This window comes from Pseudomonas sp. GV047 (assembly GCF_003058245.1).
Lineage (GTDB): Bacteria > Pseudomonadota > Gammaproteobacteria > Pseudomonadales > Pseudomonadaceae > Aquipseudomonas > Aquipseudomonas marginalis.
Genome location: NZ_QCWA01000015.1, coordinates 51,005 through 76,071 on the forward strand (window position 1 = coordinate 51,005; position 25,067 = coordinate 76,071).

The 25,067-nt window shown below is 60.5% G+C and carries 24 protein-coding genes; 8 read left to right on the forward strand and 16 right to left on the reverse strand.

Annotated elements, in window-relative coordinates; all coding sequences use genetic code 11:
• Positions 1-16: 16 nt before the first annotated feature.
• A complete protein-coding gene (fadD1, locus tag C8K58_RS28100; RefSeq protein WP_108574739.1) occupies positions 17-1,708 on the reverse strand; it encodes a long-chain-fatty-acid--CoA ligase FadD1 in 1,692 nt (563 codons plus the stop codon).
• Positions 1,709-2,044: 336 nt separating this feature from the next.
• A complete protein-coding gene (gene fadD2, locus C8K58_RS28105) occupies positions 2,045-3,733 on the reverse strand; it encodes a long-chain-fatty-acid--CoA ligase FadD2 (protein WP_108574740.1) in 1,689 nt (562 codons plus the stop codon).
• A gap of 223 nt (positions 3,734-3,956) precedes the next feature.
• Here fadD2 and C8K58_RS28110 point away from each other — a divergent pair, with 223 nt between their 5' ends.
• Positions 3,957-4,901 (forward strand): alpha/beta hydrolase, encoded by a 945-nt coding sequence (locus tag C8K58_RS28110; RefSeq protein WP_108574741.1) that lies wholly within the window; start codon positions 3,957-3,959, stop codon positions 4,899-4,901.
• 57 nt (positions 4,902-4,958) lie between these two features.
• Positions 4,959-5,429, forward strand: a complete 471-nt coding sequence (locus tag C8K58_RS28115) for a MaoC family dehydratase (protein ID WP_024077080.1) — start codon at positions 4,959-4,961, stop codon at positions 5,427-5,429.
• A gap of 136 nt (positions 5,430-5,565) precedes the next feature.
• On the opposite strand, the gene C8K58_RS28120 is transcribed toward C8K58_RS28115, so the two are convergent.
• Positions 5,566-6,033: a PA2169 family four-helix-bundle protein gene (locus tag C8K58_RS28120; protein ID WP_010208206.1), complete on the reverse strand. Its 468-nt coding sequence runs from the start codon at positions 6,031-6,033 to the stop codon at positions 5,566-5,568.
• A gap of 207 nt (positions 6,034-6,240) precedes the next feature.
• Between C8K58_RS28120 and C8K58_RS28125 the strand changes: the two genes are divergently transcribed.
• Positions 6,241-6,477 carry a DUF3820 family protein gene (locus tag C8K58_RS28125; protein ID WP_017139191.1) on the forward strand — a complete coding sequence of 79 codons (237 nt, stop codon included), beginning with the start codon at positions 6,241-6,243 and terminating at the stop codon, positions 6,475-6,477.
• A 10-nt stretch (positions 6,478-6,487) separates the two neighbouring features.
• Complete coding sequence (locus C8K58_RS28130) at positions 6,488-7,663, forward strand: aminotransferase class V-fold PLP-dependent enzyme (RefSeq protein ID WP_108574742.1); 1,176 nt, start codon at positions 6,488-6,490, stop codon at positions 7,661-7,663.
• Positions 7,664-7,764: 101 nt separating this feature from the next.
• On the opposite strand, the gene C8K58_RS28135 is transcribed toward C8K58_RS28130, so the two are convergent.
• Genes C8K58_RS28135 through zwf form a run of 3 tightly spaced genes read right to left on the reverse strand, consistent with a single transcriptional unit; the run spans position 7,765 to position 10,614 of the window.
• Positions 7,765-8,430 (reverse strand): bifunctional 4-hydroxy-2-oxoglutarate aldolase/2-dehydro-3-deoxy-phosphogluconate aldolase, encoded by a 666-nt coding sequence (locus tag C8K58_RS28135; RefSeq protein ID WP_026067364.1) that lies wholly within the window; start codon positions 8,428-8,430, stop codon positions 7,765-7,767.
• A gap of 17 nt (positions 8,431-8,447) precedes the next feature.
• Positions 8,448-9,161 (reverse strand): 6-phosphogluconolactonase, encoded by a 714-nt coding sequence (pgl, locus tag C8K58_RS28140; RefSeq protein ID WP_027605597.1) that lies wholly within the window; start codon positions 9,159-9,161, stop codon positions 8,448-8,450.
• Positions 9,148-10,614 (reverse strand): glucose-6-phosphate dehydrogenase, encoded by a 1,467-nt coding sequence (gene zwf, locus C8K58_RS28145; RefSeq protein ID WP_108574743.1) that lies wholly within the window; start codon positions 10,612-10,614, stop codon positions 9,148-9,150. The genes pgl and zwf overlap by 14 nt, the downstream gene beginning before the upstream one ends.
• 220 nt (positions 10,615-10,834) lie before the next feature.
• Between zwf and C8K58_RS28150 the strand changes: the two genes are divergently transcribed.
• Positions 10,835-11,695 carry a MurR/RpiR family transcriptional regulator gene (locus C8K58_RS28150; RefSeq protein WP_169898656.1) on the forward strand — a complete coding sequence of 287 codons (861 nt, stop codon included), beginning with the start codon at positions 10,835-10,837 and terminating at the stop codon, positions 11,693-11,695.
• A gap of 77 nt (positions 11,696-11,772) precedes the next feature.
• On the opposite strand, the gene C8K58_RS28155 is transcribed toward C8K58_RS28150, so the two are convergent.
• From C8K58_RS28155 to C8K58_RS28200, 10 genes are all read right to left on the reverse strand, one after another.
• Positions 11,773-12,618 (reverse strand): D-hexose-6-phosphate mutarotase, encoded by an 846-nt coding sequence (locus tag C8K58_RS28155; protein ID WP_092488915.1) that lies wholly within the window; start codon positions 12,616-12,618, stop codon positions 11,773-11,775.
• A 100-nt stretch (positions 12,619-12,718) separates the two neighbouring features.
• Positions 12,719-14,065, reverse strand: coding sequence for a carbohydrate porin (locus tag C8K58_RS28160; protein WP_027605594.1), 1,347 nt, complete (start codon positions 14,063-14,065; stop codon positions 12,719-12,721).
• Between the two features lie 85 nt (positions 14,066-14,150).
• Positions 14,151-15,311, reverse strand: coding sequence for an ABC transporter ATP-binding protein (locus C8K58_RS28165; protein ID WP_027605593.1), 1,161 nt, complete (start codon positions 15,309-15,311; stop codon positions 14,151-14,153).
• 2 nt (positions 15,312-15,313) lie between these two features.
• A complete protein-coding gene (locus tag C8K58_RS28170) occupies positions 15,314-16,159 on the reverse strand; it encodes a carbohydrate ABC transporter permease (RefSeq protein ID WP_027605592.1) in 846 nt (281 codons plus the stop codon).
• Entirely contained in the window at positions 16,152-17,060 is a 909-nt protein-coding gene (locus tag C8K58_RS28175; protein ID WP_003175732.1) for a carbohydrate ABC transporter permease, read from the reverse strand. Before C8K58_RS28175 ends, C8K58_RS28170 begins: the two co-directional genes overlap by 8 nt.
• An 80-nt stretch (positions 17,061-17,140) precedes the next feature.
• Entirely contained in the window at positions 17,141-18,427 is a 1,287-nt protein-coding gene (locus tag C8K58_RS28180) for an ABC transporter substrate-binding protein (protein ID WP_027605591.1), read from the reverse strand.
• 104 nt (positions 18,428-18,531) lie between these two features.
• Positions 18,532-19,791, reverse strand: a complete 1,260-nt coding sequence (locus C8K58_RS28185; protein ID WP_108574744.1) for an AGE family epimerase/isomerase — start codon at positions 19,789-19,791, stop codon at positions 18,532-18,534.
• Between the two features lie 152 nt (positions 19,792-19,943).
• Positions 19,944-20,789, reverse strand: coding sequence for an ATPase (locus C8K58_RS28190; RefSeq protein WP_027605589.1), 846 nt, complete (start codon positions 20,787-20,789; stop codon positions 19,944-19,946).
• A 127-nt stretch (positions 20,790-20,916) separates the two neighbouring features.
• Positions 20,917-21,915: an NAD(P)-dependent oxidoreductase gene (locus C8K58_RS28195; protein WP_108574745.1), complete on the reverse strand. Its 999-nt coding sequence runs from the start codon at positions 21,913-21,915 to the stop codon at positions 20,917-20,919.
• Positions 21,916-21,967: 52 nt separating this feature from the next.
• A complete protein-coding gene (locus C8K58_RS28200; protein WP_108574746.1) occupies positions 21,968-22,861 on the reverse strand; it encodes a LysR family transcriptional regulator ArgP in 894 nt (297 codons plus the stop codon).
• Positions 22,862-22,960: 99 nt separating this feature from the next.
• Between C8K58_RS28200 and C8K58_RS28205 the strand changes: the two genes are divergently transcribed.
• The 3 genes from C8K58_RS28205 to C8K58_RS28215 all read left to right on the forward strand — a co-directional run bounded on the left by C8K58_RS28205 (position 22,961) and on the right by C8K58_RS28215 (position 24,742).
• Positions 22,961-23,362, forward strand: coding sequence for an ACT domain-containing protein (locus tag C8K58_RS28205; RefSeq protein ID WP_027605586.1), 402 nt, complete (start codon positions 22,961-22,963; stop codon positions 23,360-23,362).
• A gap of 5 nt (positions 23,363-23,367) precedes the next feature.
• A complete protein-coding gene (locus C8K58_RS28210) occupies positions 23,368-23,967 on the forward strand; it encodes a LysE/ArgO family amino acid transporter (RefSeq protein WP_027605585.1) in 600 nt (199 codons plus the stop codon).
• Positions 23,968-24,145: 178 nt separating this feature from the next.
• Positions 24,146-24,742: a superoxide dismutase gene (locus tag C8K58_RS28215; RefSeq protein ID WP_003212997.1), complete on the forward strand. Its 597-nt coding sequence runs from the start codon at positions 24,146-24,148 to the stop codon at positions 24,740-24,742.
• The last annotated feature ends 325 nt before the right edge of the window (positions 24,743-25,067 follow it).

Genomic DNA, 25,067 nt, shown 5'->3' on the forward strand with positions numbered 1-25,067 from the left:
CCATATTTGGATTGGATTACTTTTTAAGACCGAGTTTCTTCAGTTCTTCATCGCGCAACTCGCGGCGCAGGATCTTGCCCACGTTGGTGGTCGGCAACGCATCGCGGAACTCCACGGCCTTGGGCACCTTGTAGCCGGTGACGTTGGCGCGCATGTGCTCCATGACCTGCTCCTTGGTCAGGGTGGCGCCCGGCTTGACCACGATGAAGAGCTTGATGTGTTCCCCGGATTTTTCATCCGGCACACCGATGGCCGCGCACTGCAGTACGCCCGGCAGGCCCGCCAGCACGTCCTCCAGCTCGTTGGGGTACACGTTGAAACCGGAGACCAGGATCATGTCCTTCTTGCGATCGACGATGCGCATGTAGCCATCCGGCTGGATGATCGCGATGTCGCCGGTCTTCAGCCAGCCTTCGCTGTCGAGCATCTCGGCGGTGGCGTCTTCACGCTGCCAGTAGCCCTTCATCACCTGCGGGCCCTTGACGCACAGTTCGCCGACTTCACCCAGGGCCAGCTCGACACCGTCGTCGGTGATGACCTTGCACAGGGTCGACGGCACCGGAATGCCGATGGTACCGATCTGGATATGCTGGATCGGGTTCACCGTGGCCACCGGGCTGGTTTCGGTCATGCCGTAGCCTTCGCAGATGCCGCAACCGGTCACCGCTTTCCAACGCTCGGCCGCCGCCAGTTGCAGGGCCATGCCGCCCGACAGGGTGACCTTCAGCGCGGAGAAGTCCAGCTTGCGGAAGGCTTCGTTGTTGCACAGCGCCACGAACAGAGTGTTCAGGCCGACAAAGCCGCTGAACTTCCACTTCGACAGTTCCTTGACCATCGCCGGCAGGTCGCGCGGGTTGCTGATCAGGATGTTGTGGTTGCCGATCAGCATCATCGCCATGCAATGAAAGGTGAACGCATAGATGTGGTACAGCGGCAGCGGCGTGATCAGGATCTCGCAACCTTCATTGAGGTTGGAGCCCATCAGCGCCTTGCATTGCAACATGTTGGCGACCAGGTTGCGGTGGGTGAGCATCGCGCCCTTGGCCACGCCGGTGGTGCCACCGGTGTATTGCAATACGGCCACATCGCCGCTGGCCGGGCAGACTTCGTTGACCGCTTGCCCCTGGCCCTTGGCGAGTACGTCGTTGAACTTGATCGCCTTGGGCAAGTGATAGGCCGGGACCATTTTCTTCACGTACTTGATGACGCTGTTGATCAGCAGGCGCTTGAGCGGCGGCAGGAGGTCGGCGACTTCGGTGACGATCACATGCTTGACGGCGGTCTTGGGCACGACCTTTTCCGCCAGGTGGGCCATGTTGGCCAGGCAGACCAGCGCCTTGACGCCGGAATCATTGAATTGGTGTTCCATTTCCCGCGCGGTGTACAGCGGGTTGGTGTTGACCACGATCAGGCCGGCACGGATGGCGCCGAACACGGCGACCGGGTATTGCAGGACGTTGGGCAACTGCACGGCAATGCGATCGCCGGGCTTCAAGTCAGTATGCTGTTGCAGGTACGCGGCGAAGGCGCCGGACAGTTCGTACAATTCACCGTAGGTGATCGTCTTGCCCAGGTTGCTGAAGGCCGGTTTGTTGGCGAAGCGCTGGCAGGACTGCTTCAATACCGCCTGAATATTCGGATACTCGTCTGGATTGATTTCTGCAGCAATCCCGGCGGGGTACTTATCCTTCCAAAAGTCTTCGTGCATGGAAGCCCACTCCTCAGCGACGCGAATTCATCATCGCATTTGATGCGATTATTATTGGTGTATGTTTTTTTTTGGTGAATCTGGCGCTTTCAAGCAGGCCTAGACGTCACAAAGCGCGCCGAGAGTAGCAGCTTTGCCAAGGGCCGACTAGAGCCTAAAGAGGGCCCCGCAGTCATAATCACGACTGTCCTACAATATTTGGTCACACTTTAAACAGAAGTGAAATACGTTGATGAAAGGCTCTGGAATAAGGCCTTCAGGACGACACACGATAAATGTGGGAGGGGGCAAGCCGAATCGTCGCACCGCGACTCCCACATTTTTACCGAATCCACATCAGGCGATGTCGCGTAGTTCCCTGCGCAGGATCTTCCCTACCGGCGTCATCGGTAACGAGTCGCGCAAGACAATGTGCTTGGGTACCTTGTAACCCGTGAAGTTGGTCTTGCAGTACGCCTTCAATTCCTCAAGGCTCACCCCTTCTGCACGCGCCACCACGAACAGTTTCACCGCCTCCCCCGTGCGCTCGTCCGGCACGCCGATCACTGCGCAGTTGGCCACGGCCGGATGGGCCATCACCACGTCCTCGATTTCGTTGGGGTACACATTGAAACCCGAGACGATGATCAAATCCTTCTTGCGGTCGACAATGCGCACAAAACCATCTTCGTCGATCACCGCGATGTCACCGGTCTTAAGCCAGCCTTCGGCGTCCAGGGCCTCAGCAGTGGCCGCCGGTTGCTGCCAATAGCCCTTCATCACCTGCGGGCCCTTGATACACAACTCACCGCGCTCGCCCAGGGGCAGCTCGGCGCCTTCGTCATCAATGACCTTCATCGCCGTGGCGGGCACCGGGATGCCCACGGTACCCAGGCGTGATTTGTTGCCGTAGGGGTTGGTGCTGGCCACCGGTGAGGTTTCCGTCAGGCCATAGCCCTCGCCGATCGAGCAACCGGTGATCTGCTCCCAGCGTTCGGCCGTGGCCTTGATCAGGGCCGTACCACCGGAGTTGGTGAGCTTGAGGTGGGAGAAATCCAGGTTCTTGAACTCCGGGTGGTCCATCAACGCCACAAACAGCGTGTTGAGCCCCAGCAGCCCGGTAAAGCGCCACTTTTTCAGCTCCTTGATAAACCCGCCGATGTCCCTGGGGTTGGTGATCAGTACGTTGTGGTTACCCGAGACCATCATGCACATGCAGTTCGCGGTGAAGGCATAGATATGGTACAGCGGCAGCGGCGCGATCATCACCTCCTGCCCTTCCTTGATCAGCGGGTGGCCGTCATCGCCGGTCTGGGACATGCAGGCGCGCACCTGTTGCATGTTCGCCACCAGGTTGCCATGGGTGAGCATCGCCCCCTTGGCCAGGCCGGTGGTGCCGCCGGTGTATTGCAGCACGGCAATATCGTCCAGGTTCACCGGATGGCGCGTCACGCCGAGGCCCGCGCCCATGCGCAGGGCGCGCTTGAACGACACCGCACGCGGCAGGTGGTAGGCCGGGACCATCTTCTTGACCTTGTCGACCACGGTGTTGACCAGCCAGCCTCTGGCGGCGGGCATGAAGTCGCCCATCCTGGCTTCGATCAGGTAGTCGATCTCGGTGTCGGTGCACACGTCCTGCACCCGCGAACCGAACAGGTTGAGGTAGACCAGGGCACGCACGCCGGCGTCCTTGAACTGGTGGCGCATCTCGCGCGGGGTGTAGAGCGGGTTGGTGTTGACCACGATCAGCCCGGCGCGCAGTGCGCCGAACACGGCAATCGGGTAGTGCAGCACGTTGGGCATCTGTACGGCGATGCGCTCGCCGGGCTTGAGGTCGGTGTGCTGCTGCAGGTAGCCGGCGAACGCCGCACTCTGGCGCTCAAGCTCGGCGTAGGTCAGGGTGACGCCCATGTTGCTGAATGCCGGACGGTCGGCAAAGGCCTTGCACGAGCGCTCGAAGACTTCGATTACCGACTTGTAGGCCGACAGGTCGATGTCATTGGGAACGCCCGCCGCGCGTTTGTCATTCCAGAAATCAGGTTGCATTATTCTTGTCCCCTTACCTGAAGGTGTCCGGCCGCTTTTATAGAAAGCGGAGCTTGGGGGACGTTAGCAGCTATGGCCAAACAGGCAAATACAGCAAATTGCGTCATTGATTGTATGAATCTTGTCCCTGATGCGCAGGCAGATACCCCGTCGCCTGACAGATGAGCTATACACTGCAACAACGTCGAGCAGACCTTGAGCAGACCTTGAGAAAGGGAACCCCATGAACCACAGCACCTTCTGGCTGACCGCGAATGACCGCAGCCGCCTGTACGTCAATCATTGGATGCCCGACGGCCCGGCCAAGGCGGTGGTCATGCTGTCCCACGGCATGGCGGAGCACAGCGGGCGCTATGCGCGGCTGGCCGAAGCCTTGTGCAGTGCAGGCTATGGCGTGTATGCGCCGGACCAGCGTGGCCACGGCCGCACCGCCGACGAAGGTACGCTGGGCCTGTATGCCGAAAAGGACGGCTGGAACAAAGTGGTGGGCGACCTGGCCAGCCTCAACCAGCACATCGGCCAGCAGCAGCCGGGGCTGCCGATCATTTTGCTCGGCCACAGCATGGGCAGCTATATCGCCCAGGCCTACCTGCTGCACCACAGCGCCAGCCTGCATGGAGCGATTCTCAGCGGTTCGAATCTCCAGCCCGTGGCGCTGTACCGCGCCGCACGGCTGATCGCTCGCGCCGAACGCCTGCGCCAGGGTGTCCGTGGGCGCAGTGCGTTGATCGAGTTCCTGTCCTTCGGCTCGTTCAACAAGGCATTCAGGCCCAACCGCACCGCGTTCGACTGGCTCAGCCGTGACCCGAACGAAGTCGACAAATACATCAACGATCCACTCTGCGGTTTCCGCTGTACCAACCAACTATGGATCGATCTGCTCGGCGGCTTGCAGCAAATCAGCAAAGCGTCCAATCTCGCCCAGATCGATCCGGGCCTGCCGATCCTGGTGATGGGCGGCGAATGTGATCCGGTCAGTGAGGGCAAGCGTCTCAAAAGCCTGGCCCATGCCCTGCGAGAGGCCGGCAGCCAGCACCTGCAACTGAATATCTACCCGCAGGCGCGTCACGAAGTGTTCAACGAAACCAATCGCGACGAAGTCACCGCCGATGTGCTGAGGTGGCTCGACCAGGCCCTGACCTTGCGCAGGCCGGCCCACTGCGAATAAATTTACGTTTAAAATCAGATAGTTAAATTACCGATTAGCCACAGGATGCACCTTTAGATGACCCAGGTAACCAACACCCCGTACGAAGCCCTTGAAGTCGGCCAGACCGCCAGCTACAGCAAGACCGTCGAAGAGCGTGATATCCAGCTGTTTGCCGCCATGTCCGGCGACCACAACCCGGTGCACCTGGATGCTGAATACGCCAAGGCGACCATGTTCAAGGAGCGTATCGCCCACGGAATGTTCAGCGGCGCCCTGATCAGCGCAGCCGTTGCGTGTGAGCTGCCCGGGCCGGGCACTATCTATATCGGCCAGCAGATGACCTTCCAGAAGCCGGTGAAAATCGGCGATACCCTGACCGTGCGCCTGGAAATCCTCGAGAAGCTGCCGAAGTTTCGCGTACGCATTGCCACCCGTGTGTTCAACCAGCGCGATGAGTTGGTCGTGGATGGCGAGGCGGAAATTCTTGCACCACGCAAGCAGCAGGTCGTGACCTTGACCGAGCTGCCGCCGATCAGCATCGGCTGAGTAGGGTTTCAAGGCCAACACAATACAAATGTGGGAGGGGGCTTGCCCCCGATGGCGGTGTGTCAGTCATTGAAATATCGACTGATCCACCGCTATCGGGCGCAAGCCCCCTCCCACATGTGTTACACAGCAGCGCTTAGGACTGAGCGCGAGCCTGGTTACGCAGGGCTTTTACTTGGTCGTGATTGCGTTGCACGCCGTGGTACTGACGCTCAACCAGGTCACGAATGCCCAGCAGATTGTGCTTGTTGATCTTCTCGATGGCTTCTTTGTAAGCCTTCAGTGCGTGGTCTTCGCCGCGCTCGGCTTCGTTCAGCACAGCCTCTTCGTCCTTACCGGTCAGCATCGACTTCACGTCGACCCAGCCACGGTGCAGGGCGCCGGCTACGCTGCCGGAGTCTTCCGGATCACCGCCCAGGGCACGCACGGCGGTCTTCAATTCGGCGGCGGCGGTAGCGCAGTCAGCGGAGCGCTTGGCAAACAGTGCCTTGAGTTCCGGATGCTTGATGTCTTCTGCGCATTCCTTGAAGCCTTTCTGGCCGTCGATGCTGGTCTCGATCAGGTCGTTCAGTACGGAGATCGATTCTTTGTTGATGTCAGTCATTTTTCAATTCCTTAGGCAGGTGAAGAAGGGTTGTCTTAATGATTGCAGCGCTCGTGCCAGGTTTTGAAAAATTACTTTTATGTTTATTTTCAATAACTTAAAAATATTTGAACCATCTGTATGTACGTTATTTGCATGATCTGTCATTTGGCCTTCATGCAGAATGCCTGTATTTTCGAAGACCTCGCCTCACTTCACATGAAGCCCATGAATCCCGAAAAACTCGAACTGCTGATCACCCGCGAAATGCCCTTCGGCAAATACAAGGGCCGGATCATCGCCGACCTGCCGGGTCCCTACCTGAACTGGTTCGCCCGCGAAGGCTTTCCCCACGGCGAACTGGGCGGGTTGCTGGCATTGATGCAGGAAATCGACCACAACGGCTTGTCCGAATTGTTGGAACCGCTGCGCGTTAAACACGGCAAACCCGCCCCCCGCCATTAAGAGACTCACCATGCCAAGGAATGCCGACAACGAACCTCACTGGCAGGCCATCGCCCAGCGCTATGCGCTGGAGCCCGGCCCGATCAACCTGGAGAACGGCTACTTCGGGCGTATGAGCCGCGAGGTGCAGGCGCAGTACCTGGAGCACGTGGCTTTTATCAACCGCAGCAACTCGCTGTATGTGCGCCAGCGCTTCGAGCAAGGTGAAAACGTCGAGATCCGTCGCCAACTGGCGGGCCTGATCGACGTCGACCCCGAGGCAGTCGCCTTTACCCGCAACGCCACCGAAGCCTTGCAGTCGCTGATCCGCAACTACAACCGCCTGCAACCCGGCGATCAGGTGCTGATCAGCGACCTGGAGTACGACACGGTCAAAGGCGCGATGCGCTGGTTGGCCGGGGTTCGCGGTGTAGAAGTGATAGAACTGTCCCATACCCACCCGGCCAGTTTCGACAGCCTGGTGCAGACCTATCGCGATGCGTTCGCCCAATACCCGCGCCTGAAGCTCATGGCACTGACCCATGTGACCCACCGCACCGGCCTGGTGATGCCTGTTGAAACCATCGCCAAGGCTGCACGTGAGCATGCCATTGACGTGATCCTCGACGGCGCCCATGCACTGGGCCAGATCGAGTTCCACCTCGCCGAACTGGGCATTGCGTTCGCCGGCTTCAACCTGCACAAATGGATCGGCGCGCCGCTGACCCTGGGGTTCCTCTATGTCGCCCCCGAACGCCTGGCTGATATTGATCCGGACATGGGCGAGTTCCACTACCCCGCCACCGACGTGCGTGCGCGTACTTCGTACAGCACGCCGAATTTCCCCGCGTTAATGACGTTGCCGTTGGTGCTTGAAGAACATCGCGCCATGGGCGGCGCGGCGGCCAAGGGTGCGCGTGTCAGTTACCTGCGGGATGTATGGGTGAGCCAGGTGCGACCGTTGCCGGGGATCGAGGTGCTGACGCCGGACGATCCACGGCTGTATTGCGGGATCACGGCATTCAAGTTCAGCGGGCGGGATCAGCAGGTGATGGTGGATCGCATGCTCAAGGACTATGGGCTGTTTACCACCACGCGCACCGGTGCGGCGTTTGGTACCTGTATCCGCGTGACACCGGGGTTGGTGACGTCGGCGGAGGACATCAATGTCCTGGTCAATGCCATTACCGAGCTAAGCAGAGACTAAAGGCGGGCCTCAGGTTTTTACCGGCAAAAAAAAGCGGTACACCGACCAAGTGCACCGCAAAAATGCCGTTAAGCACAGCAACAACGATTCGATGAATCAGATCAATCCAGCAGCGCCAGCGCCTGCGCGGTGACTTCCTGGATACGGGCCCAGTCGCCGTTCTTGACCCACTCCGGGTCAAGCATCCAGCTACCGCCCACGCACATCACGTTTTTCAACGCCATGTAGCTCTTGATATTGGCCGGGCCGACGCCGCCGGTCGGGCAGAACTTCACTTCGCCGAACGGGCCGCCCAGGGCCTTGATCGCGGCAACACCGCCGCTGACTTCGGCCGGGAACAGTTTGAAGCGACGGTAGCCCAGGCCGTAGCCTTCCATGATGCCGGAGGCGTTGCTGATGCCTGGCAGCAGCGGGATCGGGCTGTGCACCGAGGCTTCCAGCAGGTCGCGGGTGATGCCGGGGGTGACGATAAATTGCGAACCGGCGACTTCAGCCGCTTCAAGCATGTGGCGGTCGAGTACGGTGCCGGCGCCGGTGCACAGTTCAGGCCGCTGCTCACGCAGCACCTGAATGGCCTTGAGGCCGAACTCGGAACGCAAGGTCACTTCCAATGCGGTCAAACCACCGGCTGCCAGGGCATCGGCCAGCGGCAGGATGTCCTGCTCGCGAGCGATGGTGATCACCGGCAGGATCCGCGCCTTGGCGCAGAGGCTGTCGATCAGGGCAACTTTATCCGCCATGGACACGGTCGGTTGAGGGCTTTTCATAGCGGCTGATCCTTGGCTCATGGGCACCAGTAAATCTCTAAAGTAGGTTGCAAAAACGCGCGAATCGGCATGGCAGCAACGTCGTCACTGGCCAGCGCGGCGCTCAAGGTGGTCAATTTCGAACTGCCGGAAATCGACAGCGCGGTGTAGTGGGCCGTGGCCAGCAATGCGCGACTCATGGTCAGGCGCTGGTGCGGCACGGTCGGCGCCAGCATCGGCCAGCAACGGCGGGTACCGTCGGCCTGCAGTGCAGCGGCGAGGTTCGGGCTGTTGGGAAACAGCGATGCGGTGTGGCCGTCATCGCCCATGCCCAGCACCAGCACATCAATGGCCGGCAGCTCGGCCAGCAGGCGATCGGCCTGCTCGGCAGCGTCTTCAAGGTTGGCGGCGGCGCTGTACAGGCTGAGGAACCTGGCCTTGGCCGCCGGGCCTTGCAACAGGTGCTGCTTCAACAGGCCGGCATTGCTGTCGGCGTGTTCCACCGGCACCCAGCGCTCATCGGCCAGGGTGATGGTGACCTTGGACCAGTCCAGGCCTTGCTTGGCCAGGTTCTGGAAAAACGCCACGGGGCTGCGGCCACCGGACACCACCAGGGTCGCCTCGCCACGGGCACTGATGGCCGCGCGCAGTTGCTCGGCCACGTCGTTGGCCAGGCCGTCCGCCAGCAGCACAGGCGTGCGGTACTCGTGGGCAGTCACGCCCCGAGGCAGTTTCAATTCAGATATCGCCATACCAAGACCTCCCATCCCGCGTGATCAGTGCAATCGAGCTCATCGGCCCCCAGGACCCCGCCGCATACGGCTTGGGCGCATCACCGGATTTTTTCCACCCGGCGATCAACTGGTCACACCACTTCCACGCGGCTTCGATTTCATCTTTGCGAACAAACAGGTTCTGATTGCCGCGCATCACTTCCAGCAACAACCGCTCGTAGGCATCGGGGATGCGTGCGCTGCGGTAGGTGTCGGAAAAATTCAGTTGCAGAGGCCCGCTGCGCAGTTGCATGCCCTTGTCCAGGCCCTGCTCCTTGGTCATCACGCGCAAGGAAATGCCTTCGTCCGGCTGCAGGCGGATGATCAACTTGTTGCTGATCTGCAAGCGCTGCTCGGGGGCGAAGATGTAATGAGACGGTTCCTTGAAGTGAATGACGATCTGCGACAGCTTCTGCGGCATACGCTTGCCGGTACGCAGGTAGAACGGCACCCCGGCCCAACGCCAGTTACGGATATCGGCCCGCAGCGCGACGAAGGTTTCGGTGTCGCTCTGGGTGTTGGAATTATCTTCTTCCAGGTAACCCGGCACCGGCTTGCCGGCGCTGTAGCCGGCGATGTACTGGCCACGCACCACTTGAGTGGTAAGGCCATCCGGGCTGATCGGCGCCAGGGCCTTGAGCACCTTGACCTTCTCGTCACGGATGCTGTCGGCGGACAAGTCGGCCGGCGGGTCCATGGCGATCAGGCAAAGCAGTTGCAGCAAGTGGTTCTGGATCATGTCGCGCAGCTGGCCGGCCTTGTCGAAATAGCCCCAACGGCCTTCGATGCCGACCTGCTCGGCCACGGTGATTTCCACGTGGGAAATGTAGTTCTGGTTCCACTGGGTTTCGAACAGACTGTTGGCGAAACGCAGGGCGATCAGGTTCTGGACGGTCTCTTTGCCCAGGTAGTGGTCGATACGGTAGGTGCGGTTTTCCGGGAAGAACTGCGCCACGGCATCGTTGACCTTGCGCGAGGATTCCAGGTCCGAACCGATGGGTTTCTCCAGCACGACGCGGGTGTTTTCCGCCAGGCCGACCTTGGACAGGTTCTCGCAGATCGCACCGTACACCGCCGCAGGCGTGGCGAAGTAGGCAATCAGGCGTTGCTCGGTGCCGGCCTTTTCCGCCAGGGCCACGTAGTCATCGGCTTTCATGAAGTCGACGTGGACATAGGTCAGGCGCGCCAGGAAGCGCTGGGCGATGCTCTCGTCCAGTTCCTTGCCGACGTATTTACGCAATTCTTTTTCGATATGGGCCAGGTGTTGCTGCTCGGAACCGGCTTCCCGGGCCAGGGCCAGGATACGGGTATCGTCGTGCAGCAGCCCCGCGCCATCCAGCTGATAGAGGGCAGGAAATAACTTGCGCAGCGCCAGATCACCCAAGGCGCCAAACAGGGCAAAGGTGCAGGGTTCTACGGTTATCGAAGGCATGATGTTTGTTCTTTTATCAAGTTAAGCTACAAATACCTTTTTTCAAGGCATCACTCAAGGAAAAATGTAGTAATAACCACAACATTTTCCGGAAATACGCATTCCGAGTGGTGGTGTTCAGCTACCCTCAGTAGGATAGGCCACCGCAAAAGGCCACTCGTCGATTGGTTGCCACCCTTTTATTTGCATCGTCGCCCGAAGGAAAGACTGAATGGACCGCGTGCGAAATCTTCTGGAACAGATCCGGAACCGCCTCGAAGAATTGAACAAGGCTGAGAAAAAAGTGGCCGAGGTCATCCTGCTCAACCCGCAGCAGGCGACCCGCTTCTCCATCGCAGCCCTCGCCCAGGCCGCCTCGGTCAGTGAACCGACGGTCAACCGTTTCTGCCGTTCGTTCGGCGTCAGCGGTTACCCTGAACTTAAATTGCAGTTGGCGCAAAGCCTGGCCAGTGGCGCAGCGTATGTCAGCCGCGCCGTGGAGGCCGATGATAACCCCGAGGCCTACACCCAGAAGATCTTTGGCAGCGCCATCGCCTCGCTGGACGCCGCCTGCCAGGCCCTGGACCCGGCCCTGATCAGCAAGGCCGTGGACCTGTTGATCCAGGCGCGGCAGATCCACTTCTTCGGCCTGGGCGCTTCGGCGCCGGTGGCCATGGACGCGCTGCACAAGTTTTTCCGCTTCAACCTGGCGGTCACCGCCCACGCCGACGTGCTGATGCAACGCATGATCGCCTCGGTGGCCCACACGGGCGAGCTGTTCGTGATCATTTCCTACACCGGGCGCACCCGTGAGCTGGTGGAAGTGGCGCGTATCGCCCGGGAAAACGGTGCGTCGGTGCTGGGCGTAACCGCCGAGAACTCGCCGCTGGCCAAGGCCAGCACCGTAAGCCTGAACATTCCACTGCCCGAAGACACCGACATCTATATGCCGATGACCTCGCGGATCATTCAGTTGACGGTGCTGGATGTGCTGGCCACCGGCATGACCTTGCGCCGCGGGGTGGATTTCCAGCCGCATTTGCGCAAGATCAAAGAGAGCTTGAATGACAGCCGGTATCCGGTGGGGGATGAGTTCAACTAAGCCAGCCTGTGTGCTGGCTTCACTGGCCTCATCGGGGACGATTCAACTTGCCCCCGATGAGGCCATAAGCCACGACGCTAGACTCCCGCCCGTGCCTGCAGACTGAGATGCGCCCGCTCCCCCGGCGCCAGGCTCGCCCCGGCCATCGCCGACTCCACGCACACAAACCCCGACGCCTCGTTAAAACTAACGCCCAATAGTGGCCGGCTGCCCGGATGCCATACGACGGTGTCGGCGCTGTCGCCGGTATCGATGCACAGTTCACGCTGCCAGGCGTGATCCTTGAGGTGCAGTTCGCCGTCATGCTGGAACACCCGCTGGCAGCCGCCATCCACCCTCAGTTCGCCTTCCTGCTGGCACGCCTGGCGATTGAGCTGGTCGTAACCGTGCGCGCCGTCGAGCCCAGACAGCGCTATCTCATCAACGTGACCAATACGCCAGTAAGCGTGCAAAGCATGGCTCAACTGGCACGGCAACTCGTCCTGATGCTCGGTGCTCAGGCGCAGTTCCAGGGTGTCGCCCAGGTGCGCGTGCAGGTCGACCTGCCAGTCGCACAGCTGCAATTGCCAGTGCAGGCGCACGCCGTCGTCGTCGCTGCTGCTGTCGAGCAGTTTCCAGTCGATCAAACGCGCCCAACCATGGGACGGCCATGCGTTTTCGCTCGGATGGCGGCCATACCACGGCCAGCACACCGGCACGCCGCCACGGATGGCGCCGACTTGCGGCCACTTGGCTGCGCACCACAGCCAGGGTTTCTGGCCACGGGGCTGAAAGTGCAACAGTTGCGCGCCCTGGCGACTGAACACCGCCTGGCACAGCGGATGGTCGATTACCAACACGTCGCGCATCTGAAAGCGCTCCCAGGCGAACACCGGACGCTCGCGCAGGGATTTGAAAAAGCGTTGCAGCGGTTGCTCATGCATGTGCCACGGTCCCAAATATCACAGTGCCACCCAAAAAAAAGCGGATAGCCATGGCTACCCGCAAAATGCGCACAGAGAGAAGGAGCTTATCGCAACAGCGTTAGAACGTAGACTGAATTTTCAGGCCCGCCACCAGCGCGTTGTCGACTTTATCCACGCCGCCCGGTTGGACAACGTATTGCAGGTTGGGACGCACGGTCAGCCAGTTGGTGACGTGGAAACCGTAGTTGATTTCGAAGTTGTACTCGGTTTCGCGGATCGGCGAGAACAGCGGGTTGTCGTAATCGGCCACGCCGTTGGCGGCATTCAGCAGTTCGGCGTTTTTCTTCACGTCATCGTTGACGTGCAGACGCGCGGCACCAATACCGACGTCATCTTTCGGACGCGCGTCGAATGGGCCTTTGTACACCAGCATCAACGACTGGTAGTTGTCAACCAGGTTGGTTTCCTTGTCGTGGAAGGTCGCGTTGGCGGCGATGTTCAAGCCACGGGAAGCGTCGCCGTTATGGGTGGTGAGTTGCTGCTGGGCAACGAACCAGTAGCCTTTTTTGCTGCTGCGGGTACGGTAGGCCGCACCGGTGGTAGCAGCATCGTTGCCATTGACGTCTTCACGAACGTCAGCAGCATCGGCGGCGCTCTTGTAGTAACCCACACGGTATTCGCCCGGCAGGTTATTCACCTTCGGCGACCAGACCAATTCCACCGGAATCACGGTGCCCTTGGTGCCGCTGCCGCTGAGCTTGAAGCCGTTGCCGTGCTCCAGCTGCGACGGGTTCTGGTTGTACGCACCGATTTGCGCATACAGCTCAGGCGTGATGTTGTACTTCACGCGGATCGCGGCCTGGCTGACCGGCCAGTTGTACCAGGTGTTTACATAGTTGCCGACCTGGGAGCCACAGAACGACAGGTTCTGGAAGTCGCACGGGAAGGTATTGAAGTCTTCGCCTTCACCGAAGTAGCCGAGCTTCACGTCCAGCTTGTTGTCGAACATCTGGTGCTGAATCCAGAACTGGGTCAGACGCACCATGTGGCCACGACCGTAGACTTCCATGGACGAGCTCAGCGTGCCGGCACGCGGGTCGCCAATGCGGTCGTTGGAGATGTTCTGGCCATTACGGTTAGTCAGCTGGATCTTGGCCTGGGTGTTATCCCAGCCCCACAGCTTTTGCAGGTCCAGCGCCACGCCCAACCCAAACTGGTCGGAGTAACGGCCGGTCTTGTCGTCGTTGTAGCCGCCGCGCAGGTTGGCGCCCATTTCCCCTACGTAGTCAGCCTTGATGTCGATACCTTGCTCGATCAGCTTGGTACGCTCGCCGCCCCAATCACCGGTCATCCACTTGGAGTCGGCACTGAATGCATCGGCCGCCATCGCATTGGCGGACAGTACAAGGGCTGCTGCTGCTGACAGTTGGCAGATCAGCCGAGTGTTGTTGTGTTGCTTTTTCATCCCTACATCCTCGTCTTTATTGTTATTAAACTGTTTTTATCTAACGCGGGTTACTTTTTTCATCTAAAACAACAACTTATCTACTTCAGCGACCTTTGAATTGGGCCACGTTGTCCGCATGCCCCTGTGCGGGCAATGAAGAAGCAGTGCCGAGGCGCTCGCCCGTGTTGGCGTCGAACAGCAATACCTTGGATGGATCGAATTGCAGTGTCAGGGTCTCGCCCACCTGCGGCGCCACATCAGGCGCCAAACGGCAGCAGACCTTGGTGTCATTGAGCTGCACAAACACCAGTGTGTCCGGGCCGGTCGGCTCGGTGACCTGGACCTCGGCACGAATGCTCGACGAACCATTACCCTCACCCGACGCCAGCACGATCTGCTCCGGGCGCAGGCCCAGAATCACATCACGGTCTTCCAGGCCGGCGTCGTTCATACCCAGCGGCAATTCGCATCGCGCCTGGCCGCTGTCGAGCAGCGCCACCAACTTCCCGTCCTTGCGTTTTAGGCGCATAGGAACGAAGTTCATCGGTGGTGAACCGATAAAGCTTGCCACAAATAGGTTAGCAGGGTCGTTGTAAATTTCTTTCGGCGTGCCGAATTGTTGGATGATGCCGTCCTTCATCACCGCCACTTTATCGCCCAGGGTCATCGCTTCGATCTGGTCGTGGGTCACGTAGACCGTGGTGGTCTTGAGGCGCTGGTGCATCAGCTTCATTTCGGTACGCATCTCGACGCGCAGCTTGGCGTCGAGGTTCGACAGCGGTTCGTCGAACAGGTAGATCTTCGGCCGACGTGCCAGGGCCCGGCCCATGGCCACGCGCTGTTGCTGGCCGCCGGAGAGCTGGCCCGGCTTGCGGTTGAGCAGGTGTTCGATCTGCAGCAGCTTGGCCACCCGCGCCACTTCGGCGTCGATGTCGGCCTGGGGCATCTTGCGGATCTTGAGGCCGAACTCGATGTTCTCGCGCACGCTCATGGTCGGGTACAGCGCGTAGGACTGGAACACCATGGCGATGTCACGGTCCTTGGGGCTCATGCCGCTGACGTCCTGGTCGCCGATCATGATCGCGCCGCCGGTGATGGTCTCCAGGCCGGCGATGCAGTTCATCAGCGTGGACTTACCGCAACCCGAAGGACCGACCAGGATCAGGAACTCCCCTTCCTTGATCGACAGTTCGATGTTCTTCAAGGTGTCGGGCAGGCCGGCGCCATAGGTCTTGTTTACATTGCGAAGTTCAAGCGTAGCCATGATTACCCCTTGACCGCGCCGGCCGTCAGGCCGCGCACGAAATACTTGCCTGCGATCACATAGACCAGCAGGGTCGGCAGCCCGGCGATCATCGCCGCCGCCATATCCACGTTATATTCCTTGGCCCCGGTGCTGGTGTTGACCAGGTTGTTCAGCGCCACCGTGATGGGCTGGGAGTCGCCACTGGAGAACACCACACCGAACAGGAAGTCGTTCCAGATCTGGGTGAACTGCCAGATCAGGCAGACCATGATGATCGGCGTGGACATCGGCAGAATGATCTGACGGAAGATGGTGAAGAAACCGGCCCCGTCCAGGCGTGCCGCCTTGATCAGCGCATCCGGGATGCTCACGTAGTAGTTACGGAAGAACAGCGTGGTGAACGCCAGGCCGTACACCACGTGCACAAACACCAGGCCGGTGGTGGTGCTGGCCAGGCCCATCTTGCCGAGGGTGAACGACGCGGGCAGCAGCACGGTCTGGAACGGCAGGAAGCAGCCGAACAACAGCAAGCCGAAGAACAGCTGCGAACCACGGAAGCGCCAGAACGACAGCACATAACCGTTCAATGCACCGATGGCGGTGGAAATCAGCACGGCCGGCACGGTGATCTTGAGCGAGTTCCAGAAGTAGCCATCCACGGTGGCCCAGGCCTTGACCCAGCCGATGCCGCTGACCACGGTCGGCCAGCTCAACAGGTTGCCGGTGCTGATGTCTTCCGGGGTCTTGAAGCTGGTGAGCAACATCACCACCAGCGGTACCAGGTACAGCAATACAGCGAGGATCAACACCGCGTAGATCGCGATGCGGCTCAGGCTGATGGCAGGTTTGGCAGCGAGACTAGTCATTACGCTTGGTCCTCAGCTCGGAGTAGAGGTAAGGCACGATGATCGCGAGGATCGCACCGAGCATCAGGATTGCACTGGCCGAGCCCATGCCCATCTGGCCACGGCTGAAGGTGAACGAGTACATGAACATGGCGGGCAGGTCGGACGAATAGCCCGGGCCACCGGCCGTCATGGCCGCCACCAGGTCGAAGCTCTTGATCGCAATGTGCGCCAGGATCATCACCGCACTGAAGAACACCGGACGCAGACTGGGCAGCACCACGCTCCAGTAGATGCGCGGCAGGCTCGCGCCGTCGATCTGGGCGGCACGGATGATCGACTGATCAACCCCACGCAGGCCGGCGAGGAACATCGCCATGATGAAACCGGAGGCTTGCCACACGGCGGCAATCACCAGGCAGTAGACCACCCGGTCCGGGTCGATCAGCCAGTCGAGACGGAAGCCTTCCCAGCCCCAGTCACGCAGGAGTTTGTCCAGGCCCATGCCCGGATTGAGCAGCCATTTCCAGGCGGTACCGGTGACGATCATCGAGAGCGCCATCGGGTACAGGTAAATGGTGCGGATAAAACCTTCGCGGCGGATTTTCTGGTCGAGGAAAATCGCCAGCGTCACGCCGATCACCAGGGTGATGCCGATGAACATCCCGCCGAACAGCGCCAGGTTCTTGCTCGCCACCCACCAGCGGTCGTTGTCGAACAACCGCTCGTATTGCGCAAGCCCCGCCCATTTGTAGCTTGGCAGGAACGTAGAGGTGGTGAACGAGAGCACAAACGTCCACAGGATGTAGCCGTAGAAGCCCACCAACACGATGAACATGCTGGGCGCCAGCACCAGTTTGGGTAGCCAGCGCTGCAGTGCATCGAACGGCGAGGCTTTGCTGAACACAGCAACAGAACTCATGGGGAAATCCAATACAGGGAAAAAGGACTACAGAAGCACGCCTTGTGAGGGGTCAGGGATCCCCCTCACAAGGTCAACCGTTACTTGGCAGACTTGATCGCAGCGCCGAGTTTCTTGGCGGTGTCGGCCGGGTCGGCTTTCGGGTCGTTGATGTAGTTGGTCACGACATCGAAGAACGCACCTTGCACCGCCAGGGTGGTGGCCATGTTGTGCGCCATGCTTGGCTGCAGGCCGCCGGTCTTGGCGTCAGCCAGGAAGTCCTTGGCGGCGGTCTGGGCGCAGGAGTCGAAACCGTAGGAGTCCATTTTGTTCAGCATGTCGTTGCGAACAGGGATCGAGCCCTTGTTGATGCTGAACACCTTCTGGAAGTTTTCACCCAGCACGACTTTGGCGATGTCCTGCTGGCCAGCGGCAGTGCCTTTGTCTTTCTGCTTGAACACCGCCAGGGAGTCGATGTTGTAGGTGAAGGCTTTGTCGGTGCCCGGGAAGGCTACGCACTCGTAGTCTTTGCCGGCGACTTTCTTCGCGGCGGTCCATTCGGACTTGGCCCAGTCACCCATGATCTGCATACCGGCCTTGCCGTTGATGACCTTGCCTGCTTCGAGGTTCCAGTCCTGGCCTTTGCCGTCGACGTCCATATAGGTCGCGACTTTCTTCAGCTCGGTCAGGGACTTGACCATTTCCGGGCCGGTCAGCGCAGCGTTATCGAGGTCGACCAGGGCTTTCTTGTAGCCATCGGCGCCCATTACCGACAGGACCACCGCTTCGAACACGGTGCTGTCCTGCCAAGGCTGGCCACCGTGGGCAAGCGGGATGAAGCCCGCGGCCTTGAGCTTGTCGCCGGCGGCGTAGAATTCTTCGAGGGTGGTGGGGTTCTTGGTGATACCGGCTTTCTTGAAGACTTCCGGGTTGATCCACAGCCAGTTCACGCGGTGGATGTTGACCGGTACGGCAACGTAGTCGCCGTCGTACTTCACGGTGTCGGAGACTTTCTTGTCGAGCAGGGAATCCCATTTTTCGTCTTTGGCGACGGACTTCAGGACGTCGGTGTCGAGCAGGCCGGTAGACGCCCATTCCTGGATGTCGGGGCCCTTGATCTGGGCAACGCCTGGCGGGTTGCCGGCGACCGCGCGGCTTTTCAGCACGGTCATGGCCGTGGCACCGCCACCACCTGCAACGGCACCGTCTTTCCAGGTGAAGCCGTCTTTCTCGACTTGGGCCTTCAGGACATCTACAGCCGCTTTTTCGCCACCCGAGGTCCACCAATGCACAACTTCAACCGTCCCTTTGGAGTCGGCGGCAAATGCACTGAGGGGAAACAACGAGGCAACGGAAATAGCTACGGCGAGGCGATTAATCGCGTTCATCTGAATACCTTTTCTTGTTGTTATGCATGCAAGTCTGGAGCTTGCGCTGCACGGAGTTTAAACATGGTTTTTTCGAGCACAGGTAACAAAGGGATGCACAAATGTCACCACTTGGTGACATAACACCCAGCGCCTAAAGCGCTGGCCATGCTCGGGGCCAGGGGCAGTGCAGGCAGCACGACCGCTTGCCAGGCATGGTACAGGTCCGGTTTACCGCCCCAGATGGTGCTGCTGGGCTGGTTGTGCGGGCTGAGTTCGTGGTGCCAGCTGCCGTGGAGGCGGTCGATGAAATGGGTGTCGCAAAACTCCCAGAAACGCCGGTACCAGGTTTCGTAATGCAGCTCACCCGTGCGTTTGAGCAAGGCCTGGGCAGCGGCGCTGGCTTCGGCGTGGGTCCAGTGCAGACGCTCGCGCACGACCGGGCGGTGGTTCCAGTCGAGGGTGTAGACGATACCGGGGGCGCCATCCACGGCCCAGGCATAGTCGCAGGCGCTGGCGAACAGGCCCTTGGCGGCGCTCAGCAGCCAGTCCGGCGTGGCCAGCCCGGCCTGCAGGCGCGCGGCTTCCAGGTGCAGCACCAGCCGCGCCCACTCAAAGCCATGGCCAGGGGTGATGCCATACGGGCGGAAGCCATCGGCGGGGTTGTCTTCGTTGTAATCGAGCAGGGGTTGCCATTGCGCGTCGAAATGCTCGATCACCATGAACTGGTTGGCGGCGGCGTGGGTATGAATCACTCGTTCGACGATGCGCAGGGCGCGGTCCAGCCAACGAGTGTCGGCGGTGACATCGGCCAGGGCCAGGAAGGCTTCGGTGGCGTGCATGTTGCTGTTGGCGCCGCGATAGGCTTCGACGCCGTTCCAGTCCCGGGCGAAGGATTCGAGCATCACGCCCTCCTCTTCGCTCCAGAAGAACTGGTCGATGATATGAATGGCGTCGCTCAGCAGATTTTGCGCGCCAGGCGCGCCCGCCACCACGGCAGAGCTGGCGGCCAGGGCGACAAAGGCATGCAGGTAGGCCGCCTTGCCGGTGTTGCCGTCCAGGGCCTGGGGTGCGGCGAACCAGCCACCGTGTTCGCTGTCACGCAAAGGTCCGCCCAAGGCCGCAACACCGTGCGCCACCAATTCGGCATAACCCGGCAAGCCCATGGCATGGGCCATGGCGAAGCTGTGGGTCATGCGCGCGGTATTCATGGTTTCGGCGTGGGCATCGGCCGGCAACTGGCCTTTGTCGTCGAGGTTGCCAAACCCCTCAGGCAGACGGGAGGCCTTGGCGAATGCCAGCAGGCGTTGGCCTTCGGCGGCGAGCCAGGCGTGATGGGCAGGTGCATTCAGCCAACTGCTGGCAGGCAGTGGTTGCGTGGTCATGGGTGGCCCTTATTATTGTTTGTGGGATGACGCGGAGTCTAAACAAGGGCGAGGTGGGGGCAAGTAACGAAGGGGATGGGAAATGTCACCAGATGGTGACATTCAAGCCGCTTAGTCGGCCTGTGGCGAGCGGGCTTGCCACAGGCCCGATATTACTGGCCGAGCGGCGTGACAGCCGCTGGCGCGTTGAGGCGCTGATTCAGGTTCTGCACCTGGCTCTGCAAGGTGGTGATATTGCGGGTGGTCTGGATGCGAAACACGTCGAACTCCTTGTTGGTCGGCGCATCGCTGTTGGCCGGCTGGCTGTCCTGGGCGCTTTTGAGTACCACGAGGTCCTGCTCAAGACGGGCGATGGCTGCGCTCGGGTTACCTTGCTTTTTCAAGGCGGCCACATCAGCAGCCAATTCCTTTATCTCGGTATCGCGCTTGCCGGCATCGCCCTGCGCTGCCTTCAGGGTGGCCACTGCATCGGTCAAGGCTTGCACCTGGCCCTGCAGCTTGGCATTGGCGCCCGACAGCTCAGTGGTGCTGGCAGTCATTTGCGCCAGGCGCTTGTCCAGCTCGGTGGCCTGGCCGGCAACGCCGAGTTGCTGCTTGCCCTGCTCCAGCAGCTGGGTTTCCAGCTGTTTGATCTGCAGTTTCAGTGCTTCGCTGCCGTTGTTCACGTTGGCTTCACTGGCTACGACCTTGCCGGAAATGTCCTGCAGGCGCCCCGCCGCTTCTTCGCTGATGCGCGCAAAACTTTCCTGGGTGGCGACCAACTGCTGGCCCATCAGGGAAATCTGCTGGAAGCTCCACCAGGCCAGGCCGGCGAAGGCGATCAGCAGCGCGCCGATCAATGCCCACAGCGGGCCGGTGCTGGCGCCCTTGACCTTGACCACGGGCGTGTTGCGCGAACGCACCGAGGTGGCCGGGGAAGGCTCGAAATCATCGTCATCCCCAAGATCGGCCCGCAGGCTGGGAATGTTGTCGAAATCGTCTTTGGCATCGTTACGCATGAATCAACCCTGAATCAGTGAGTTAGCCGGCTGGAAAGCCGAGCGACGGGAGTATAAACCCCAACCCCATCGCGTTGATCGACCCGGAACCTGGAATTCGGTTCCCGATGTGTTGCCTGTTGTGACCTTATTTGAACCCGGGATCCTGGGCCTTCCACCAACTGCAGAACTCGTCGAGGGCGGTCCACAGGCTGACCTTGGGCTCGTAATCCAGATAATGCCTGGCCCGGCTGATGTCGAGGGTGAAATCTTTGTTCATTACCTGCATGCCCAGGCGCGATAACGCCGGTTCCGGACGACCGGGCCACATTGCGCAAAAGGCTTCGTTAAGTGCCGCCACGCTGTAGGACAAGCCGTAGGAGCGATAACGGGTCACCTGGGGCAACTCCATTTGGCGCATCACGTAATTGACCACATCCCACACCGGCACCGGCGTGCCGTTGCTGATGTTGTAGGCCTTGCCCAGGGCCGAACCGGTGGCCAGCAAACTGCTGAGCAGCGCTTCGTTGAGGTTGTGCACACTGGTGAAGTCGACCTTGTTGAGACCGTCGCCGACGATAGCCAGGCGGTTCTTGCTCTGCATTTTCAGCAGGCGCGGAAAAATACTCATGTCACCGGCCCCGGTGACGAACCGCGGGCGCAGGGCCAGCACCTCGAGGCCGAACTCCTGGGCGCCGAACACTTTCTGTTCGGCCAGGTACTTCGTGGCCGCATAGGGATGCTTGAAGCGCTTGGGGACTTGCTCTTCGGTCAACCCGAGGTGATCGCGCCCGTCGAAGTAGATCGACGGCGACGACAGGTGCACCAGACGGCCCACGCGCTGCTTGAGGCAGGCTTCCACGACGTTTTCAGTCACCAGCACGTTGCCTTGATGGAAGTCCTGGTACTTCCCCCACAAGCCCACGGCGCCTGCACAATGCACCACGGCTTCGACATCGCGGCACAGGTCGCGCACCAGGTCGGCATCACTCAAGTCACCCTGGATAAACTCGGCACCGCGTCGAACCAGGTGCTCCACCCCCTCGGCGCGCCGCCCGTTGACCCGCACGTCCAGGCCCTGCTCCAGGGCGAAACGCGCAAAGCGCCCGCCGATGAAGCCGCTTGCGCCGGTGACCAGAATCTTCATGTATTACCCCGTGTTCTTTCATTTTTCATCGCTGTTGCCTTGACGACCGCCATCAGTCCAACGGCACCAACCATTGTCCACAGGCTTGGGCCAGGTGGTCGGTCAACAGGCCCAACAGCTGCCCGCCGCTGCGCCAATGATGCCAGTACAACGGCACATCGATGGGCTTATCTGGCATCAACTCGACCAGCACGCCTTTTTCCAGCTGGTCGCGCACCTGCAGTTCAGGCACCAGCCCCCAGCCGAGCCCGGCTTCCGCCAGGCGGATAAAGCCTTCGGACGATGGGCATAAATGGTGTTCGAAACCACCGTCCACGCCCAGAGACGCCAAATAGCGATGCTGCAGGAAATCATCCGGGCCAAACACCAGCGCCGGTGTGCGCGCCAGTTGCTCGGCACGCACACCTTCGGGGAAATGCCGTGCAACAAATGCCGGGCTGGCCAACGCCCGATAACGCATGGCGCCGAGCAACAGGCTGCGGGCTCCGGCCACCGGGCGCTCGCTGGCGCAGATACAGGCGGCCACCTCGCCGGCGCGCATGCGCTTGAGCCCCACCGTCTGGTCTTCTACCACCAGATCCAGCAGCAAATGCTGCTCGGCACAGAAGTCGCTCACCGCCTCGGCCCACCAAGTGGCCAGGCTGTCGGCATTCAGGGCGATGCGCAGGCGTTCGGGCATGCCTTCTTCGTCCAGCGCCGGCACCTGGCTTTGCAGGTCGCGCTCCAGCAGCCGCACTTGCTGCACATGGTTAAGCAAACGCCGACCGATATCGGTGGGCGCCGGCGGCGTAACCCGCACCAGCACCGGCTGGCCGATGCGTGCTTCCAATAACTTGATGCGCTGGGAAATCGCCGATTGCGACAGCCCCAATACCTGGGCACCGCGCTCGAAGCCGGCCTGTTCCACCACCGCCGCCAGGGCGGAAAGCAATTTATAGTCGAACATCAGTTTCTCTAATGAGCGATCAGCAATATTGGTTTTTCTTATACAGCCTGGGCCATGAGAATAGCCAGCATCGCTTCTCTCTTCATAAGGACCTTCAGCATGGCTGGCGAAACCGCCCTGGCAACCCTGCTGCGCAGCATGAGCCCGCAGCTCAATGACGGTGACTACGTGTTCTGCACCCTGCCTGACCATCGGATTCCGGCCGGTTGCGAGGCCATCGGCAGCTTTCGCGAACAGGAAGGCCTGACCCTGATCCTGGAGCGCCGGCAGGCGGAACAGGCCGGCCTGGCGTTCGACTACATCGCGGCGTGGATCACCCTGAATGTGCATTCAGCGCTGCAAGCCGTGGGCCTGACGGCCGCCTTCGCCAGCGCACTCGGCAAGGCCGGGATCAGTTGCAACGTGATCGCCGGCTACTACCACGACCACCTGTTCGTCGGCCGCGCGGATGCCGAGCGAGCCATGGACGTATTGCGGCAACTGGCAGCGACTTCGGAGTAATGGTTATGTGGCAAAGCTATCTGAACGGATTATTGGTGGCCCTGGGGCTGATCATGGCCATCGGCACGCAAAACGCATTTGTATTGGCGCAAAGCCTGCGCCGTGAACATCACCTGCCAGTGGCAGCGTTGTGCGTGGTGTGCGACGCCTTGCTCGTGGCAGCCGGGGTATTCGGCCTGGCGACGGTACTGGCACAAAACCCGCTGCTGCTGGCAATTGCCCGCTGGGGCGGCGCCGCGTTCCTGCTGTGGTACGGCACCCTGGCGCTGCGCCGGGCGTTTTCGACACAGGGCCTGGAGCAAGGGGGCGACCTCAAGGTCCGCTCATTGCGCGCCGTATTGCTCAGTGCCCTGGCGGTCACGTTGCTCAATCCGCATGTGTATCTGGACACGGTGCTGCTGATCGGCTCGCTGGGCGCGCAACAAACCGAACCCGGCGCCTACGTGGCCGGGGCCGCGAGTGCATCGTTGCTGTGGTTCGCCACCCTGGCGCTCGGCGCGGCCTGGTTGGCGCCGTGGCTGGCACGCCCGGCGACATGGCGCCTGTTGGACCTGTTGGTAGCAGTGATGATGTTCAGCGTGGCCTATCAATTGATCAGCGCCTGATGAATATTCCAAAACGCTCTGGAACCTCTATCCCACACAGTTGTTGCGTGGTTTTGCCGCACCCCCGGTGCTATGATCCGGACCCTGCGCCGCAAAGAGTACAAACTCCCCGGCGCTTGTTTGGCCGCCCGTGATCGGCCTTGCGCTCACCGCAACTGACCTGATTAGGAGAATCATCATGGCTTTCGAATTGCCGCCGCTGCCCTACGCACACGATGCCCTGCAGCCGCACATCTCCAAGGAAACCTTGGAGTACCACCACGACAAGCACCACAACACCTATGTCGTGAACCTGAACAACCTGGTGCCAGGCACCGAGTTCGAAGGCAAGACCCTGGAAGAAATCGTCAAGTCTTCTTCGGGCGGCATCTTCAACAACGCCGCTCAGGTCTGGAACCACACCTTCTACTGGAACTGCCTGGCACCAAACGCCGGCGGCCAACCTACCGGCGCGCTGGCTGAAGCCATCAACGCCGCGTTCGGTTCGTTCGACAAGTTCAAGGAAGAATTCACCAAGACGTCCGTCGGCACCTTCGGTTCCGGTTGGGGCTGGCTGGTGAAAAAGGCTGACGGTTCCCTGGCCCTGGCCAGCACCATCGGCGCCGGCAACCCGCTGACCAGCGGCGACACCCCGCTGCTGACCTGCGACGTGTGGGAACACGCCTACTACATCGACTACCGCAACGTACGTCCAAAGTATGTGGAAGCGTTCTGGAACCTGGTCAACTGGAAGTTCGTCGCTGAGCAGTTCGAAGGCAAGACCTTCACTGCCTAAGCAACCCTTGCAGTAGAAAGAGCCCGGCGATTGCCGGGCTTTTTTATGCGAGGCGGGAATGATGGAACTCAGCAATGGGAACTTGCCACCTATACGGCGAGAGGAATCCCCCTCTTATCCAATATCGGAGAGTTCTCATGCCAATAGCAGAAACCGCAGCAGTCGGATTAGCCGTCGGGGTCGCCACCCAAGCGACTCAAACCGCGCTCCCCGTAGTCGCTGATGTAGCCGCTCCTGTACTGGACAGCGCCGCACCAGGCGCAGGGCAAGCGCTCAAAGGAACAATCAACTTTGCATCTTCCGCCGCAGAGGTACTGCCGAAGAT